Annotated in this window: 16 protein-coding genes; 2 read left to right on the top strand and 14 right to left on the bottom strand. The window is 67.0% G+C overall.

Features of this window, described 5'->3' with window-relative positions; all coding sequences use genetic code 11:
• The first annotated feature begins 701 nt into the window (after positions 1–701).
• Positions 702–2,456 (top strand): AfsR/SARP family transcriptional regulator, encoded by a 1,755-nt coding sequence (locus tag ACYVDG_RS18695; RefSeq protein ID WP_460754319.1) that lies wholly within the window; start codon positions 702–704, stop codon positions 2,454–2,456.
• Positions 2,457–2,561: 105 nt separating this feature from the next.
• Here ACYVDG_RS18695 and ACYVDG_RS18700 read toward each other — a convergent pair whose 3' ends face one another.
• On the bottom strand, positions 2,562–4,784 hold the full coding sequence (locus tag ACYVDG_RS18700; protein ID WP_460754322.1) for an MMPL family transporter: 2,223 nt from the start codon (positions 4,782–4,784) through the stop codon (positions 2,562–2,564).
• 210 nt (positions 4,785–4,994) lie between these two features.
• Here ACYVDG_RS18700 and ACYVDG_RS18705 point away from each other — a divergent pair, with 210 nt between their 5' ends.
• The gene (locus ACYVDG_RS18705; protein ID WP_460754325.1) at positions 4,995–5,672 is read left to right on the top strand and encodes a TetR/AcrR family transcriptional regulator; all 678 of its coding nucleotides are present in this window, start codon (positions 4,995–4,997) and stop codon (positions 5,670–5,672) included.
• A gap of 73 nt (positions 5,673–5,745) precedes the next feature.
• Here the strand turns inward: ACYVDG_RS18705 and ACYVDG_RS18710 are convergent, their stop codons facing one another.
• The 13 genes from ACYVDG_RS18710 to ACYVDG_RS18770 form a co-directional block, all read right to left on the bottom strand.
• Positions 5,746–6,222 carry a hypothetical protein gene (locus tag ACYVDG_RS18710; protein ID WP_460754328.1) on the bottom strand — a complete coding sequence of 159 codons (477 nt, stop codon included), beginning with the start codon at positions 6,220–6,222 and terminating at the stop codon, positions 5,746–5,748.
• Between the two features lie 132 nt (positions 6,223–6,354).
• On the bottom strand, positions 6,355–7,521 hold the full coding sequence (locus ACYVDG_RS18715) for a phytoene desaturase family protein (protein WP_460754333.1): 1,167 nt from the start codon (positions 7,519–7,521) through the stop codon (positions 6,355–6,357).
• Positions 7,518–8,645 carry a 3-oxoacyl-ACP synthase III family protein gene (locus ACYVDG_RS18720; protein WP_460754337.1) on the bottom strand — a complete coding sequence of 376 codons (1,128 nt, stop codon included), beginning with the start codon at positions 8,643–8,645 and terminating at the stop codon, positions 7,518–7,520. The genes ACYVDG_RS18715 and ACYVDG_RS18720 overlap by 4 nt, the downstream gene beginning before the upstream one ends.
• A gap of 4 nt (positions 8,646–8,649) precedes the next feature.
• A complete protein-coding gene (locus ACYVDG_RS18725; protein WP_460754340.1) occupies positions 8,650–10,971 on the bottom strand; it encodes a beta-ketoacyl synthase N-terminal-like domain-containing protein in 2,322 nt (773 codons plus the stop codon).
• A gap of 54 nt (positions 10,972–11,025) precedes the next feature.
• Positions 11,026–12,321: a beta-ketoacyl-[acyl-carrier-protein] synthase family protein gene (locus ACYVDG_RS18730; RefSeq protein WP_460754345.1), complete on the bottom strand. Its 1,296-nt coding sequence runs from the start codon at positions 12,319–12,321 to the stop codon at positions 11,026–11,028.
• An 11-nt stretch (positions 12,322–12,332) separates the two neighbouring features.
• Positions 12,333–12,743 (bottom strand): 3-hydroxyacyl-ACP dehydratase FabZ family protein, encoded by a 411-nt coding sequence (locus ACYVDG_RS18735; RefSeq protein WP_460754348.1) that lies wholly within the window; start codon positions 12,741–12,743, stop codon positions 12,333–12,335.
• Entirely contained in the window at positions 12,740–14,008 is a 1,269-nt protein-coding gene (locus tag ACYVDG_RS18740; RefSeq protein WP_460754352.1) for a beta-ketoacyl-[acyl-carrier-protein] synthase family protein, read from the bottom strand. Before ACYVDG_RS18740 ends, ACYVDG_RS18735 begins: the two co-directional genes overlap by 4 nt.
• On the bottom strand, positions 14,005–14,457 hold the full coding sequence (locus tag ACYVDG_RS18745; protein ID WP_460754357.1) for a 3-hydroxyacyl-ACP dehydratase FabZ family protein: 453 nt from the start codon (positions 14,455–14,457) through the stop codon (positions 14,005–14,007). Before ACYVDG_RS18745 ends, ACYVDG_RS18740 begins: the two co-directional genes overlap by 4 nt.
• Positions 14,458–14,461: 4 nt before the next feature.
• On the bottom strand, positions 14,462–15,259 hold the full coding sequence (locus ACYVDG_RS18750) for an SDR family NAD(P)-dependent oxidoreductase (RefSeq protein ID WP_460754360.1): 798 nt from the start codon (positions 15,257–15,259) through the stop codon (positions 14,462–14,464).
• 29 nt (positions 15,260–15,288) lie between these two features.
• Entirely contained in the window at positions 15,289–15,750 is a 462-nt protein-coding gene (gene acpS / locus ACYVDG_RS18755; RefSeq protein WP_460754363.1) for a holo-ACP synthase, read from the bottom strand.
• Positions 15,740–16,141, bottom strand: a complete 402-nt coding sequence (locus ACYVDG_RS18760; RefSeq protein WP_460754367.1) for an acyl carrier protein — start codon at positions 16,139–16,141, stop codon at positions 15,740–15,742. Before ACYVDG_RS18760 ends, acpS begins: the two co-directional genes overlap by 11 nt.
• A 32-nt stretch (positions 16,142–16,173) precedes the next feature.
• On the bottom strand, positions 16,174–17,157 hold the full coding sequence (gene fabD, locus ACYVDG_RS18765) for an ACP S-malonyltransferase (protein WP_460754371.1): 984 nt from the start codon (positions 17,155–17,157) through the stop codon (positions 16,174–16,176).
• A 42-nt stretch (positions 17,158–17,199) separates the two neighbouring features.
• Positions 17,200–18,024 carry an ester cyclase gene (locus ACYVDG_RS18770; RefSeq protein ID WP_460754375.1) on the bottom strand — a complete coding sequence of 275 codons (825 nt, stop codon included), beginning with the start codon at positions 18,022–18,024 and terminating at the stop codon, positions 17,200–17,202.
• Between the last annotated feature and the right edge of the window lie 252 nt (positions 18,025–18,276).

The raw sequence follows: 18,276 nt of genomic DNA on the forward strand, positions 1-18,276 counted from the left end.
CCAGCGCGGCGAGCTCCTCGTAGGAGGGCGCGGTCTGGTCGGAGGAGGTCACGGGTTCATCGTTGCAGCCCAGGGGTCCCTCTCGCAGGCGAACCGATCAACTCACCCAAAGACCTGAACAGTCACCCCGGGGCGAGGTCGTCCCCGGTGATGCGATCAGGACGCGATCGAGGACATCACGGATGCTGTAAGAAATGACACTAAATATTAACCTCATAAAATTTGCAGATATCGTTGACATTTAACCTGTCAGCACTATCGTACATCTTGGCGCCAGTGACCGAAACATCCCTACAGACTGCAGTCGCAATCAGTGAAAACCTCAATACACATGGTGACGAATTAGAAATATTCAATTTTCCATATCTGCTTATCCCAACCTCTCGCCAACGCATTTATGGCAGACTTCACCCCAAGTCTGACCGATAAAATTCAACTACAGTGGTTTTCTTGATGCACTGAAATCCCCCGCCACTCGCACCAGGAATTTCTTCCCAGGGCTCAGTCAAGCAGCAGAACAACCTCCACCCTGTGTGCGAGTGGTGCCGATGAGCAAACTAGAGGCCCGAGGAACGATGCAAGGTTTTCAGGCGCGTACGACACTTCCCGCTGATGCAAATGCACTGGTCAATGGCCCTTCCGACCCCGGTACACACGAGCCTGATCTGGCCAGGTTCCAGCTAATCGGCCCGGTGGAGGTGGTGAACGGTGGGCGAAACATCGCCTTGGGACCCAAACGCCAACGAACCGCGTTCGCCGCACTGCTGGCAGATGCCGACAGCCCGGTCTCGATGGACACCCTGATCAGCAGGATTTGGGACGAGTCCCCACCCTCCGGAGTACGCAATGTCGTATACACCTACATCGCCCGCATACGGCGGATCCTGGCACACTGTGATGCCGGGGTCCCGCTGATCAAGGACACTCGCGGATACCGGCTCGCGGTGGACCCCCTCCGGGTGGATCTGCATCGGGTCCGCTTCCTCCTGACCGAATCCCGCACCGCCCCCGGTCTCCCGACGAGTTCCGACCGTCTCGCCGAGGCGATTTCGCTCTGGTCCTCGGACCCCTTGACCGGCATCACCACTGACTGGGCAAACCGTTTCCGAGAGGGCTTGCGTCCACTCAAGGACGAACTTCTCTGTGCCTGGGCCGACAGCGAGATACAGGCTGGCCGGGCATCGGCGACCATCCAGCGCCTCACCACCGAACTCCTGGAATCACCGCTGAGTGAACACTTGCACGAACGGTTGATCCAAGCCCTCTACCTGAGCGGTCAGCGCTCGCACGCGTTGGAGTCCTACAATCGGATGCGGCACAGACTGGCGGAGGAGCTGGGAACCGATCCGGGCGTTCGGCTCCAGGAACTCCACCAGAAAATTCTCCGGGGCGACTTTCCTGCCGAGACGCCGCCGGTCGAACTCCGCCACCGTGCCGACCCGCGAACGGCGCAAGGCGATCCTCCCCTCGTCCCCACCAGCATGCCCACCGACGTCGACGGTTTCAGCGGACGTGAGCAGGAGACCGAGCAACTGTTGGCGCATTTCGGCCGAACACACGCCCGCCCCCCAGTCGCCGTCATCTCCGGTGGAGTCGGCATCGGAAAGACCGAACTCGCACTGCGGGTGGCTCACGAGGTGGCCTCCCACTATCCGGACGGGCAGTTCTTCGTCAGCAGCACTTCCCCAGAGGGCCGGCCGGAGTGCCCCGCGGACCTCATGGAAGCCCTCTTGAAGGCGCTGGGTGAAAAAACGGTCCCGGACAGCGCGTGCGGCCGCGCGATGCGCCTGCGTCTCCTGCTCGCCAACCTCCGCGTGCTCATCCTCCTGGACAACGCGGTCGACGCGGAGCCGTTCGCATCGCTCGTCCCCAAGGTGGCCGGTTGCGGGCTGATCCTGACGAGTCGGTCCCGTCTGTACCTTCCAAGAGCCCAGCTGATCTACCTGAAGGAGTTCTCGGAGCACGAGTCCATGCGGATGCTCCGAGAGACGATCGGCCGAGCGCGTGTGGACCGCGAACCCTGTGCCGCCGAGAACCTGGTGCGGATGTGCGACGGCCTGCCGCTGGCACTCAGGGCGGTCGCAGCGCGACTGGCCACTCATCCCTATTGGTCGTTGCGCCGACTCGTGGAGCTCATGTACACCCCCGCTGGACGCCTCGACGAGATCCGGTACGGCGGATTCGACGTGCAGGACTGCTTCGACAACGTTCTGCGCACCCTCGATCCGGCTCTGGCCCGCTTCTTCCTGGATCTCGGCTCGGTCGCCGGACGCGATTGGTTCTCGGCTGAACAGGTGAGCACGCTCCTGGGATCGGAAAGCCTGACGAGAGCGCGGAGCAAACTGGAACAGCTCGCGGACCAGCACCTGCTCAGAGTCCACGAGGCGAAGAGCCAGCTCTACCGTTTCGGAGCTCTGCAACACGTGTACGCGCGCGCCGGTTCCGGTACCGGGTGACCGTGTGGATGGCTTCTTCCAGGTGGCACGGCATCTCCCGGGGGACACGGTTCGGGGTCGGCCGGTGTGCTGGCGGGTTCCAGGGATCACCGGCCGACCCAGGGATCACGTCCGGACCAATTCCTGCTCCGGGCCGGACTCCTTCACCTCGCCGTCGTGCTCCCGGATGCCGTAAGAGCGGTACAGACGGGCCAGGGGACCCGGCGCCCACCAGTTGGCGTTGCCCATGACCTGCATCGTCGCTGGCACAAGCAGGGTGCGGATGACCACGACGTCGACAGTGATGGCGATGATCATCCCGATACCGATCATCTGGATGAACGTGATCCCCGAGAAGGAGAACGATCCGACCACCACGAGAAGCAGTAGGGCCGCCGCGGTGACCAGCCCCCCGGTCTTCTGCAGGCCCATCGCGACGGAGCGCTTGTTGTCGCCGGTCAGGTCGTACTGCTCCCGGACCCGGGAGAGCATGAATACCTCGTAGTCCATCGACAGTCCGAACAGGATGGCGAAGATGAGGACGAGCGAGGAAGGATCGAGCGTGCCGGTGGGGGTGAAGCCCAGCGTTCCGGCCAGGTTTCCCTCCTGGAAGATCCACACAAGCGCGCCGAAAGCCACCGATACCGAAAGGAGGTTCATCAGCATGGCCTTCAACGGCATGACGATGGATCCGAAGGACAGGAACAGCATGATGAAGACGGTTACGCCCACGAGCAACGCCGCCCAGGGGAGCGTCTCGAGCATCGCCTCGAACTGGTCGACCAGGTCAGCGCTGGAGCCACCCACCAGGACGTCGGTACCGTCCGGAACCTCCACGCTCCGAACCTCGGCCACCAGGTCCCTCGCCTCGGAGCTCTGCCAGTCCAGCTCGTAGTCCAGCCTCAGTTGGTGGAAGTCGCCCTCCGCGCCGACGACGCCGGCCTCATCGATACCCGAGACGTCGGCGATGCGGTCGACGTAGTCCGCGAGGTCGCCCTCGCTCGTGCCGCCGACGACCACGACATCGATGGGAGAGGTGGCATTGGGCGGGAAGTCTGCCTCCAGCGCCGCCGCCACCTCGCGCACCTCCGTACCCTCGGGCAGGACCCGCTCGTCCACACCGCCCGGTTCCAGGCGCAGGATGGGAACGGACAGCGCCAGCATGGCGCCCAGGCAGGCGACAAGATAGACGACGGGCCTGCGCATGACACTGTGCGCGATGGTGCCCCAGATACCTTCCGTGCCGTTGCCGCGAGGAGCCGCAGACATCTTCCGAATCTTCAGCGAGTTGACACGGGTGCCCAAGATGGCCAGGAGAGCAGGCAGTGTGGTGAGCGCGCTCAGCATCGCGACCACGACAGTGGCGATACCGCCGAAGCCCATCGAACGCAGGAACATCTGCGGGAAGAGCAGAAGGCCACTGAGCGAGACCGCCACGATCACACCGGACACTAGGACGGTGCTCCCCGCCGTGGCCATGGTAGCCGCCACGGCATCGGCGTCCCTGCGACCCCGCCTGAGTTCCTCTCGGTAACGCGAGACGAGGATCAGTCCGTAGTCGACAGCCAAGACCAGGGCCAGGATGGTGGCGATGGTGATCGCGAAGATCGAGATGTCTGTGATGTAGGTCAGCCCGAGCAACACGGCGAAGGAACCGACCGTCGACATACCGGCCGCCGCCATGGGCAGGAGCGCGGAGGTGAACGTTCCGAACACGAAGAGCAGCAAGAGCATGAGCAGCGGCAGCGAGATCATTTCTGCCGTGGTCACGTCCGCCTCGGTCTGGTGAGAGATCGTCGCCTCGGTCGCGGTCTGACCCCCGACTGAGGCGCTGAGCCCGTCCGCTTCCCGCAGTTCGTCGGCGACTTCCTCGAAGTTGTTCACTCTCGTCTGCGTGTCCTCGCCGACGATCTGGAGGACCGCGTAGGTCGACGTCCGCTCGTCGTTAACCAGGCCTTGGAAGGGATCCGGCTCCTCTCCGGGGGCCGCATCCTCCTCGGATCCCGGAGCTCCCTCCTCCTCGAAGCCTGGAACCTGTTCGAACTCGACCAGAGCCTGCTCGGTGAGGGACCAGTAAGTCTCCGAGCTTTCGACCAGCCCCGACGGCAGACCGTCCAGTACACGGTCGACGGCCTCCCGGTACTCGGTTTCGTCAACTGTCAGGTCGTCGGACTCGTAGAGAACGACCACATCGGCACGGATGTCGTCGATCTCCTCCTCGATGATCTCCGCAGCCTCATCGCTCTCGCTGCCCGGCACGTTGAAACCACCGGCGTTGTCAACGGCCCCGAAGACCCCCGGGCCCCAGATCGAGGCACCGACAGTGGCCAAGAGCGTCAGCACAAGCACCGGCCAACGGAACCGATGGACGAACCTCCCCCAGCGTTCCAGCATGACTACCTCTCTACGAATCCGATTCACTGAGACTAATGCTGTTAAGTTCTCATACAGCGTTAGACAAAGTCAATGCTGTTAGACTAAGCGTCATCCGAACAGCCCGGAGGACAGTGAGGAACGAGGGGGCGCAGCGTGGCACTCACGCGCAGAGAACGTCTTCGAGTGTCGACAACGAGGGAGCTCATCGAGACGGCGAGGCGTCTGCTCTCTGAGAAGGGCCTGGAGGCGATCACCCTGAGGGCGATCGCCCGGGACGTAGGTATGACACCGCCGTCGATCTACCACTACTTCAGCAACCTCGAAGACCTCATCAGCCACATGGTGAGCGAGGTATACGCGGACGCCACCGACCATGTGCAGGAGGCGGCCCAGGCCCACGAGCGGCCCAACGAGAGCCTGCTCGCGGCCGCCAGGGCCTTCCGTGCCTGGGCCATGACCAACCCGCACGAGTACGCGCTGATCTTCGGCGCTCCCATCCCCGGGTTCGACATCTACGAGGACGACGCGACCAGCGCCTCCGGCCGACGCTTCGGTGAGACGTTCCTACGGCTGTTCCTGCGGCTGTCGGAGAACAGCTCGTTCGCCGTCACGCCTGACTCCGAGATCGATCCGGCCCTGCGGGAACAGCTGGACACCTACCGGCGGAACCTGGATCTGGACCTGCCCCTGGGTGTCCTACTCGCCATGGTGAAGTGCTGGGAACGGCTGCAGGGATCCGTCAGCCTGGAGGCCTTCGGGCACTTCCGGTTCATCCTGCGAGACGCCGAACCGCTCTTCGAGGACATGCTGAGCGAGATTTCACGGATCTGGGGCATCGACTACCTGCCGCCCGAGCCGTGAGGCGGTGACACCGCTCCGGCGCCACCACCCCACATCCCAGAGCTGGCCCCGTGCTCTGGGGGACGGGCCTCCCTCAGAGCAGGGCGATCGAGACGCACAGAGCCGCCAGGGGGTACCCCTGCAGCAGCACGCGAAGGTTGATGACGCTGTCCCAGCGCCGCTGCAGCTCGCGGATGTCGGAAGGTACGCGGTCCTCCAGCACGGCCGCCACCATAACCTTGTTCAACGGCGCACTCACACGGGCGTAGATGGCAAGCCACACCGCGGCCGCGATGACACCCGAGGCGATCAGTGCCGCCGCGGCGAAGGACCCTGCCAGGCTCGCGGACACCGCGGCGAGGATGGAGGCCACCATTGCCACGACACCGGGGATCGGCATCCTGCGATCACCGTAGTAGTGGATGAAACCCATGGTGCGTCCGAGTGTGCCGTCGTCCACTCGGGACATCGCTGAGCGCGCGACGACCGCGCAGAAGAAGTCGGTACCGAAGACTGAGGCGTTCGCCAAGGCCGCGATCACCAACAGGACTAGGGCAAGCAGTTCCCACATGTTCATTCCTTCGGTTGCGTTCTGTGCTCCGGCGTCCCCCGGCAAGGGACAGGCCGATGACCGGACCGGGGGCGAGCGGACTCTTGCGCGGCCGAGTACCGCACCGCCCCGCGGCCTTGTACTGCCCCCGCTTCAGGCACGATTCCGGGAAACCGCCTCCACCGCCAGGCGGGAGGCTGTCAAAGCGCTGTTGACAGAGACCTCGACCAGCACGCCCGGTGCGGCGACACCGTCGCCGCACAGGAAGACACCGCCGCCCCGGTCGATGGCGGGACGGTCCCTCCAGGTGCGCCCGGGAAGGTCGAGTGCCCCGGTGCGTCCGCGCGAGACGTAGTCCTTGCGCCACGTGACTCGGTCACGCCAGCCGGGCGCGGCGAGGTCCTGCAGCGCCTCGATCCGGGACAGGGCCGCCGACTTGGACTCTCCTGAACGCACGGGGAGGGAGCTCTGGAAGAGGGATTCCCCCGCCGGGGCCAGGGAGGGGTCGTGGCTGGTGTACCGGCCGACGAAACCCCCCTCGTCCAGGTCGAAGAGGATCAAGCGATCGCCCCTTCGCGAGGTCAGGCCCACGTCGAGCATGACGGCCGCCCCGCTCTCCTCCGCCAGCGACTCGTCGCGTAGCAGAGCCCTGGAAGCGGCCATCGACGCCGCAACCACCACCGGCCCGTCATCGGGCAGTTCGTGCACCCTGGCGCCGGTCTCGATCACCGCACCCAGCTCCTGTGCCCGCGCGGACATGCGGTCGATGACGGCCCCCCATCCTCCGATCGGGTAGCGGGTGGGCAAGGGGTAGCGGGGTCTGCCGACCCTCAGCAAACGCTCGAACACGAAAGCCGCGGAGAGCCGCCCCGGGTCGGCGTCGTAGAGCGCGGGGCCGAGGAACCCGGCCGCCTCGCGGACCGCGGCCTCCCCGAAGTGCTCACCGCCCCAGTCGGCGAAGGACCGGTCGACGGGAGCGGTCAGTCTCCTGCCTCGCACCACCATGCGGCTGTAGTCCCGGGAGACCATCGTGCGGATCTTGCCGCCGCGCCAGAAACGCATCCGCATGATCTCGCGCAGACCGAGCCGGACGTAGGGCGTGACGAAGCCGCGCTCGGCCAACCATTCCCACGGTGCGCCGTCGGCGTAGAAGGTGTGGGTCCCGTTGTTGGTTCGGTACGGGCCTGCGGCGGTCCGGGCACGGCCCCCGAGAACACTGTGGGCCTCGTAGAGGCGCACGGGAACCCCGGCCTCCGCCACAGTGACTGCGGCCGTGAGGCCGGCGATGCCTCCCCCGACGATCGTGATCGGCGTAGTCACACGAACACCAACCCCCCGGACTCGTCCTTGTCCGGTGCCGGTGCGTTCCAGGACAGGGTCAAGCCGGCGTACAAGAACCGGCTGGCCTCGATGGCCAAGAGCATCACCGTGTCACCGCGCCTCAGCCGGCCCGACTGCCAGGCGTCGTTCAGTGCCAGGGGGACGGCGGCCGAACCCGTGGCGGCCACGTCGGCCAGGTTCTCGAGGACGCGGCTCTGGAGCACCGCGAAGTCCTCCTCGGTGAGTCCCGCCTGCACCATCTCCCGGGTGAAGTACTCCGCGTTGCCCTCCGGAAGGACACAGGCGTCGATCTCACTCAGTGACAGTCCGGAGCGGTTGAGCATGTCCGTCAGTGCCTCGGTGAAGACGCGGGGACCGGACTCGGCCGTGGCGCGAATGTCGAGCTGGAGGTCGATCATGCGCTTTCGCGCCTGCTGACGATGGGCGGGAATGTCGGTCCCTCCCCCGACGATCCGCATCCCCGGACGCTGGAGAGCGCCCACGCAGCCGGTGGCGTACGTGCCCTCTCCTCGGGCGGCCGACCGGTCGACCCCTCGGAGAACCGCCGCGCCGGCGCCGTCACCGAAGGTGTAGACCGGTAGTCGATCGCGCATCCGGATCTTCTCCGGTTCCCGGCCGAGGAAGAGGGGCGCCAGGGCCGGGGAGATCGACTCGGCCCCGATCACCAGTGCCGTCCGGTAGTCCCCGTCACTGAGATAGCGGCGGGCCAGGTCGAAGGCCTGGACCGCGCCCACGCAGCCGGCCCGCAGTTCGACGACCGCGCACTGTGCCAGTCCGAGCTCCTCCTGCACGTAGGTGACCGAAGCGGGCAGGGGGTACTCCGGGCTCGCGGTCGACATCACCACGAGGTCCACCTCGTCCGCGGACACCCGGGCCCGTGCCAGGGCCTGTCGGGCGGCGGCAGCGGCCATGGCGCTGGTACTCGTCTGGTGCTCGCCGGTGGCCGGATCGATCAACCAGTGCCGTCGGCTCACTTGCATGCCCTGCAGCACGTCCTGCGGCAGCGGACCGACCAGCTTGGCCAGGTCGTCGTTGGAGATCGGAGGGCCGGGGACATGGGCGCCCGTGCTGAGGACGCGGACGTGCAGAGAGGGTGTGAGCATGTCGTCACTCCGTTTCGGTTCGCAGGAGGAGGGAGACGTGGCCGCCACCCAGCGATGAGCTGTTGACCAGGAAGTCACCGGTGCCCTCTCCCCGGCGCGCTCCGGTCAGTGCCAGGGCGATGGACAGATGAGCCCCGGCCCCGACCGGTTCACCAAGGAGGACCTTGGGCGCGCACAGGGCGGGCGAGAAACCGAGTTCAGCGGTGAACCGCGACAGCGCCCGCCGTTCCGGGCCGTCGACGGAGGCGATACCCGCGGCGTTGAGCCACACGGTCGAAGGCATCGCGCCACCGTTGAGAGCTGACCGCATGGCTCGCTCCACTCCGCGTCCCCGCGGGTCCCAGCGCCCTTGGCCGAGAGCGTCCGAGGCCATCCCGTAGCCCGCCAACGTCCCCAGGGCACCGGCACCGCGTTCGCGAGCGTGAGCTCCTCGTTCCAGGACGAAGGCGATCCCGGCTTCGGTGAGCGAGTAGCGCGCACCGCTGGCGCCTAGCAGGGGCAGGGATCGGTAGACACGCTCAGCCATCGGGGCGAGCGTCTCCGCGGCCACGCACACCACGGCGTCGGCCTGACCGGACGCCAGAAGGTCGTGTGCCACGCACAGGGCTGTGGCCCCGGCGGCGTGGTTAGCGGTCAGCGTGGAGGTGGGCCCCCTGACCCCCAGGATCTGGGCCACCTGGCCGGCCGCGGCGTTGTAGACCGTGTTGGGAAAGACACCGGGGCTTCCTGCTTCGGGGCCGGATTCAATGACCGGTACGGCGAAGTCCTCCAGGCTCTGGGTCGGCCCCGAGCCGGTCCCGAGCACGACGCCCACACGATGACCGGGTTCCAACCCCGCGTCCTCCAGGGCTCGGCGGGCCGAGGCCAGCGCGATCAACCCCTGGCCGTCCACCCTCCGGCGTTCGCGGGGGGAAGTGTACTCGTCCGGATCGAAGTCCACCCGCAGCACCCGACCGCCCTCAGGAGCGAGGCCTTCCTGGTCGGCGAAGGCGTCCCAGAGGGCGTCGGGTGACTGTCCGGCCGGGGTCAGCACCCCCATGCCCGTGATCACGACGTTCTCGGGTTCGGCGGGTGCGGCCCCCGGGTGCCGGATCGCGGAGTGCGCCAGCGCGAGTGTGGCGTTGGCTCCCCCGAAGGCGAAGTTGTTGCTGAGCACGGCACGCAGTGGCGCGGGACGGGCCTCGGGAACCGGGTCCAGGCCGCACTTCGGGTCGAGGGCCACAAGATTCGCGGTGGGCGGCAAGGTCTGCTCCTGCATCGCCCGCACGCTGATAATCGCCTCGACCGCTCCCGCCGCCCCCAACAGGTGGCCGATCATCGACTTCGAGCTGCTCAGCGGAATGTCCCGGGCCGCTTCCGAAAGGGAGGCACGCACAGCGTTACTCTCGGCAGGGTCGTTCTTGGGGGTACCGGTTCCGTGACCGTTAACGTAATCGATGTCCTGGGGGTCGAGCCCCGACATGGCAATCGCCGCCGTGATGGCTCGGGCCGCACCCTCGCCCTGCGGATGCGGCGCTGTGGCATGGTGGCCGTCGGCCGAGAACCCGTACCCGAGCAAGTGGGCGAGCACGTGTCCGTCAGCCTCACGCACGACGTCCCGTGCCGCGAGCACGAGCATTCCGCTGCCCTCCCCGAGGGAGAGCCCGTTCCTACCCAGTGAGTAGGGCGAAGCGGGCGTGGCCGAGAGCGCTCCGAGCTGGTGGAAGCCGGCGAAGGCCGTGGCGCTGAACGCGTCACTGCCGCCGACGAGGACCACGTCCACCTGTCCGAGCCGGATCATCTCCGCCGCGTGTCCCATGGCGTGGGCACTGGAAGCGCAGGCGGTGTTGACCGAGTACGTGGGCCCGGTGATGCCGAACTCGGCGCTGAGGACTTCGGCCACCGTCTGGGGCGAGACCACGACCATGTCGCGCAAGCCTCGGGAGGAGTTCGGGCGCAGTGCCTCCTCGACCGTCTGGAGGCCCCCGTTGCAGCTCCCGGCGACCACACCCCACCGGTGAGCCGGAACGGCGCCCGGCGCCCCGCCCGTCACGGGCAAGGCGGAGGAGTCGATCGCCTCCCGTGCCGCGGTAAGTGCGAACTCGACCGTCGGATCCCGCTGTGCGTCGTTGCCCGCGCCCGGTTCGCGTGCAAGGTCGGGCACGGCTCCGCCGATAGGCTCCGGGACGCCCTCGACCAGGTGTCCCTCGACCGGACCGATGGCGGTCTTTCCAGATACGACGCCCTCCCAGAGGGCGTCCACGCCGCGTCCGAAGGCCGTGATCGCCCCCATTCCCGCGATGACCGGCAGGCGGTCCGCACGAACTGTTCGGCCGGAGTCTTCCATGGCATTGGTCCCTTCTGCTGGCGGACCCCGTGGCGGTCCGTCCAAGATCGTGGATCAGGTACGTGCTGCCGCCAGGGCGAGGGCGACCGCTTGCCCCTCGACGCCCCTGCCCACGGCCAGGGCCGTCCTGGGCGCCGCGGCGGTGTCGGCCCCGAGCGCGAGGTTCAGGTCGCATTCGGGATCGGGATCGTCCACGTTGATGGTGGGAGGGACAACCCCCTTGCGCAGGGACAGTGCCGCGACCGCCGCGTTAAGCGCCCCCGCCCCCGCCGCCAGGTGACCGGTCTGGGGTTTGACACTGGTGACCCGGGCATGTCCTGTCCGGGGCCCCAGACTCTTGTGCAGGGCTCGCGCCTCGCTGAGGTCGCCCGACCGCGTGGCCGACCCGTGGGCGGTGACGAAGTCGACCTCAGACCAGTGAGACTCGTCCATCGCCCGGGACAGCGCCCGGGACAGTCCGCGCCCGTCCGGATCGGGGGCGGGGATCCTCGCGCACTCGTTGCCGGAGCCGAAGCCGGTGATCTCCGCGTACACGCGAGCGCCCCGGGCGAGGGCGCTCTCGTACTCCTCCAGATGGAGGAGGGCCGCTCCCTCTCCGAGTACTGAACCGGTGCGCTTGGCGTCGAAGGGCTTGCACGCGCCCGCTCCGAGATCGTTGCGGGTGGTCGTGAACCCGGCCGCGTCGGTCTTGGCGAGCATCCACGACGACGTACCAACGCTGGAGCCACCGCAGAGCGCGGTGCCAGACTCACCCCGCATGATGGAGCGTGCCGCGCGTCCCACGGCCATGGCACCGGAGTCCGCGGTCCCATGGAAGTAGGCGTTGGCACCCCTCATACCGAACTTCTTGGATATGTGGAAGACCGCGGCCGGCTGGAGCCCTTCGATGTAGAAGAGGGGGTTGATGACTGATGACGCCTCCTTGCCAAGCCTGTGCATGTCGACGTCGCCGTCCTCGCGGCCGAACTCCGCCACGGCGTCGATGAACGGCCCCATGCGGGAGGTCTCCTTGTCCCCGCCTAGAAACACTCCCGCACGGGCCCCGCAGGGTTCGGAGACGTCGATCCCGGCGTCCTTCAGAGCCAGCCCCGCCGCCGCCAGCGCGAACTGGTCCTCCCGCACCAGCGTGCGGAGTTCCCGTTTGGTCATGTGGTCGACGGGTGCGAAGCCCTCCACCACTGCTGCAAGCCGTGACTCCAGGGCACTGGCGTCGAAGTGTTCGATCGGGGCCACCGCGCTCCGGCCGTCCAGCAGTCCCCGCCAGGTCGAATCGGCTCCCTGGCCCAAGGGGGTGATCAGCCCGATGCCGGTGACCGCCACTCGGCGGTTTCCTCCACGGTCCAGTCCCATGACGGTTCTCCTCACTCGGTTCTCAAGGGCGCATCGGCCGGAACGAGCACGACCTCGCGTACGCGGGCCACGGTCCTCGCGTCGACTTCGGCCGCGGCGACGGCCCGGACACGGTCCGGTCGCTCCTCGACGATGTCGGCGGAGACCTCAACCGTGTCCCCGGGCAACACGGGATGTATCAGGGACAGACCGCGGAAGGCGGCCACACTCCACTCGCCGCGTCCGAGGAGGGGCAGGAGCATGACCTCGGTCATGCAGTCCAAGAGCAGCAGCCCAGGCAGCACGGGGAATCTCGGAAAGTGATCGGCGAACAGGTCCAGGCTCCCCGGAAAGCTCTGCGCGGCGATGGCATGGGATCCGGGTTCCACGTGCAGGATGCGGTCGAGCTCTTGGGGCAACGCCCCACTGGATATCGCGATCATCGCGTTCCTTCCGGGGCCGCGAAGGCCAGACAGGTGTTGGTGCCGCCGAAGGCGAAGGCGTTCACCAGGGCCGCTCGCACCGGGGTCTGGCGCGCACACACGGGCACGTAGTCCAGATCGCACGCGGGGTCCGGATTCTCCAGATTCAGGGTCGGGGGCACCATCGAGGAGCGGATGGAACCGATGGCGACCAGAGCGCCCAGGGCCGCGCTCCCTGACGTAAGGTGACCCACCATGGACTTCGGCCCGGTGACCATCAGGTGGTCGGCTCGGGGCCCGAAGGCCTTGCGGATGGCCACGGTCTCGGACTTGTCGTTGCCGGGAGTGGAGGTCCCATGCGCCACGACCAAGTCGAAGGCATCGCTTCCGAGCCCTGATTCGGCGACCGCCTCCTGCATGACCTCCACGGCCCCCGCCCCGTCTGGCGGTGAGTCGGTGATGCGCCAGGCGTTCAGAGTGCTGGAGTAGCCGACAACCTCCGCGAGGACCTCCGCCCCCCGCTCGATCGCTGAGTTCCGCTCCTCCAGAACGAGGGCGACGCCGCCCTCACCGAGGAGGAACCCGCTGCGGTCGGAGTCGAAGGGCCGCGAGGCCCTGTGTGACTCCTCGTTGTACTCAGTGGTAAGCGCGCCCAGCAGGCTGAAGCCCAGCAGGTCGACCCATGTGGTGAGTGAGTCGAACCCGCCGGCGACCATCATGCGGACGTCGCCCTCCTGAATGAGGCGGAAGGCCTCACCGATGGAGTGCCCCGAACCGGAGCATGCGGTGCTGATGCTCACCATCGGACCTACCGCTGGGACCAAGCGGGCGATGGCGTTCGAAGCGGTGTTGGGGCTGGACCGCAGAGCCTCGGACGGGGACTGGCGGACACAGGCCTCCGCGTTCCCGGTCTCCTTGCGTGCGCGCGCGATCTCAAGGATGCGACGCGGTGTTGGGCGCCCGACGCTGTGTCCCATTGCCACGCCGCAGTCATCGGGAGCGTAGTGGGGTCGTTCCAGGCCCGCTTCCCGCAGGGCCTGGTAGGCGGAGGCCACCCCGAACTGCCCGGCGCGCTCCAAGAACCGGTGGTCACGCGACTTCGGCAGCGCCTGGTCGAAGTCGAAATCTGCGACTTCCGCCGCGATTCGCACAGGGAACCCGCTGGCGTCCATGACCGTGATCGGTCCGGCGCCGCTGTGCCCTCGAACCAGTGCGTCCCACGTCTCTTCCGTGGTGTTGCCCACCGGTGTGACAGCACCCATGCCGGTGACGACGACACGTTTCATCGCAGTACCTCCCCGCCGAGCATTCTGGAGCCCATACGGGCCGTGGTTTCGGGATCGTCGAACAGCTCCCCGGAGAGAATTGTGCAGATGATGCTCGATGCCCTCAGGACGCATCGGTCACGAACCGTGACGCTTCCTTCAAGCACGGCGGAGTCCTCCCGCAGGGACACCATCTCGACCCGTAGGCACAGTTCGTCACCGGGGACGATCCGCGAGTACGCGGTGACGGAGCCGACCTTGAGTAGGGCGCCTCGGCGCTCATACCCGCTGCTCAGCAAGAGCAGCCAGTTTCCGGCTTGGCACAGGCTCTCGGTGAGCAGGCCGACGGGCATCTCCGGGCCGTGGACGCCGCCGCGCCAATAGGCTTCCGAGCGCGAGGTCGCCTTGTGAGCCGTCAGGCCCTCCCAGGGGGCCCAGGCGTCGATTCGGTCAACGAGGTGAAAGCGCACCGGCTCACCTTCCTCTGGATTGGGAGGACTTCGGGAGGGGGCGTCCGATCCCGAACTGGGCGTCCGACCCACCGTCGACACCGACCAACTGGCCCGTCATGTAGCTGGCACCGGGCCCCGCGAGAAAGACCGCGACGTCGGCGACCTGTTCCGGGGTGGCGACGTCGCCGAGCGGGATCTGTTTGGTGATGCCGCCGGAGGCGTGCCGTTCAAGCAGCGGAGCCACAAGATCCGTCGGCACGAAACCCGCGGTGACCGCGTTGACGCGGACCCCGAAACGGGCCAGCTCCAAGGCGCTGCACTTGGTGAAGGAGTTGACCGCTCCTTTGGAGGCCGCGTAGGTCGACAGCCCCATCCAACCCCGCTCGCCCATGCCGGAGGAGATGTTCACGATGGCTCCGTCGCGCTCCATCATGAAGTGGTCCATGACCGCGCGTGTGCAGTTGAAGACGCCGCCGAAGTTGATCTCCATCACCCGGCGCCAGGAGTCACCGGACATCTTGTGCAGGAGTGAGTCGTCGGAGACGCCTGCGTTGTTGATCAGTATGTGCGGTCCTCCGAGGGCCTCGGTGGCCTCTGCCACCAGGCGTTCGGCCTCCGCGGGGTCGGACACGTCGGCTTGCAGGGCGACGGCACGGCCACCCGTCTCCTCGATGTGTTTGACCACTTGCGCCGCTTCCTCGGCTCGCGAGCGGTAGTTCACCGCGACCGCCGCGCCCTCCTCCGCTAGTGCCGAGGCGATGCTGCGACCGATTCCGCGTGAGCTGCCAGTGACCAGAGCGACCCTGTTTCGGAGTTTCATGGGATCCGTCTTCCTTGGAGGAGGTGCCTTCAGGTGGGCGATGCGCTGAGTGCCTCGTGTGATGCTGAGCCACCGGTCATCAGCACGGCGTTGGCGATGGCCAGCCCAGCGGCGTGTGACAGAGAGACGTCGACCTCGCGGACCCGGAGGCCCAGGGCGATCCGCCGGGCCGAGCCGTGCAGGACCACGCGGGGACGGCCCCCGAGTTCCTTGGGTATCTCGACCTCCGTCCATTCGACTCCGTGTGACAAGCCGGTCCCCAACGCCTTGAGAACCGCTTCCTTGGCGGCGAAGCGCGCGGCCAGGTGCTCGTCACAGCGCCGCCGGCGGGAACGGCAGTACTTCAACTCGGCGTATGTAAAGACCCTCTCGGCGAGCCCCGGCTGCTGGGCGAGGCGCCGGCCGAGGTCGGATACGTCCACCAAGTCGGTTCCCGTACGGAGCGAGTGCCCGCAACCGGTGGCCTCCTCGGCCGGAGGTTCAGGACGCATCCGCACCGCGCGCGGTGACCAGGTCGACCAGGTTCTGAACGGTAAACAGGCCGAGGACACCCTCCGCCTCCAACGGCTCAGGCAGCTGCGCTCGGTCGAACTGCGGCAGCACCTTCTCCAGGTGGGCCAGGCCCGCGTCCAGTACGATGTGGTCGTCGTCGCTGAACTCGTCGTCGCTGATACCTCCCTGGAGGAAGTCGGCCAGGTCGCTGGCGGTAATCTTGATGCCGGACTTGCGTTCGATGCGGAACAAGACGTCGAGCAGGTCGATGGACTCCGCTCCGAGGTCTTCCAGCAGGCTGGCGTCCGGCTCAACTTCCTCAAGGTCAAGGCCCAGACCGTCGGCGACGGCCTCGTTGACGATGGACAGGTGCGCGGCGATCTGTGACATGGAACTGCCTTTCGTGAGGGAACCGTTCGGGGTCAGAAGACTTCTTGCAGGGAGGACAGGGAGACGGCGACTGCCGCCAGGCGCTGGGCGTCGTTGGTACTGCGGGCACGGAGTCCGGTTCCGGCCCGGTTCGCCAGGCCGCTGAGGACGCGCCCGGGGCCCACTTCGATCTGTTCGGAGAAGCCGCTCCCGGCCGCTTCGAGGACCTGGGTCCACAGCACTGGCTCCACGAGCTGAGAGCACAGCAGTTCGCGGATCCGCTCGGGGTCGGCCACACCGCGACCGCTGACCGAGCTGATGACGCGGGTTCGGGGCGGCCGGAAGCTATGCCGGGCCACTTCGGCCGCGAACTCCTCCTCAATGGCCTCCATGAGGCTGCAGTGGAAGGGGGCCGAAACGTCCAGGCGGGCCGCTCGCTCGGCGCCGGCTGCCACGGCAAGCCCGACGACCTCCTCCACCGCTGCGACCCGGCCCGAAATCACCGTCTGCTTGGGCTCGTTGTAGTTGGCGACCTCGACCACGCCGTGCGCGGCACCCGCGCGGCAGAGTTCCTTGACCTGCTCACCAGGCAAGCCGACGATCGCGGCCATGGCCCCCGGCGTCGTGGCGCCCACGGTGGCCATCAGCCTTCCCCGCTCCCGAACCAGCAGGAGGGCCGACTCCGTGGTGAGCACACCGGCCGCCACCAGCGCGGTGTACTCGCCCAAGCTGTGCCCCGCGACTGCCGCTGGCTCCAGACCGCGCTCGCGCAGGACAGCCAGGGTCGCCAGGCTGGTCGCGAGAATGGCCGGCTGCGCTACCTCGGTGCGGGCGAGCTCCTGCGCACTGCCCGAGGCGCACAGTTCCGCCAGAGGCAGCCCGAGCACGCGGTCGGCCTCAGCCAGGACCGGGCCAGCGATCAGCGGATAGCGCTCGATCAGATGAGCGGACATCGCCACTCGTTGGGACCCTTGACCGGGAAAGACCAGGAAGGGCCCGGTCGGGACGGGCACGGACTCACCGCTGTCAATACTCATGGACGCTCACCTCACTTGGGGAAGGGAACTCTGCGTGCTGGTTCAGGCACTGGTTCGCTGGGCTCGGGACAGGTCCACGGGGAGGCACCAGTCAAGTCCGTTATCAGCCGTCTCGCCCTCGGCGATACGTAGCCAGGGATCGACCCCGAGGATCTCCTTGGCCCTCGCGGACAGCCACAGGTCGAAGGGGTCCTTCGACGTGGTCAGCCGCCGGGCGGATCGCCTGGGATCTCGGGCCTCGAGTGTCTGGAGCACGAGCGCCCCACCATCGGAGTACTGGCAGGAGAAGGACTCGCGGACGGCGCCGACCCGGCGACGGCTGGCCTGAAACTCTGCCATACGAGCGCCGCTCAAGAGGGCGTCGAGTTCGCGCCAGGCAGGAACGTTCTCCAAGCTCAGGGCGAAGGCCTGGCGCGCGGTCGGCGTCTCCCCCCTGCGGTAGCGCCCTGGGCGTGCTCCCGGAGCCAGGCTGCCCAACCCGAGTTCGGCCACCAGGGTGCCCTCCACCCCGATGCCCCAACGTTCCGCAATCAGTCCGTCCTGCAGGCGCCAGACCACGACCCCGCTGAACTCCACCTTCCGCCCGGTTGGCGCGATACCGAGGAACTCGCCGAGGTGTGTGCCCCGCCACGTGTTGTGCACAACGACGTTGTCGCGGTGAGCGCTCATCTCCTCGATGGTCACGTGCAGGTCGGGAAAGCCGGCCCGAAGGCCCGCGATCGTATATCGGACCCCGTCAAGCCCTTCCGGAGCACCGGGCAGGGCTTGGTGGTCGACCATGTCCGGCCGGTAGACCTCATCGACGAGGGAATAGTCGCCGGTGTTCACGAAATCCTCGAATACCCGACGGATGATCTCCTTGTTCACTGTCACTTCTGATTTCGGTGACACGTCCAGGTCCTCCTGATCGATATCGAACGGCCGGGCTGGTCCGGTAAACCGAAGTCCCAGAACAAGTCTCACGCGGCTTCCTTGACATCGAGCTTGATGAAATCTTGAGAGATTCTCCTGATTTCTGATCGTCGCCTGCACACCCTTGATTCGGGAACACGCGAAACGCCCGGCCAGGAAAAACCAGCCGGGCGCTCAGTAACGGAATGTGGTTCCGCCTTCATTGAC

It is taken from the genome of Nocardiopsis oceani, from assembly GCF_054777395.1.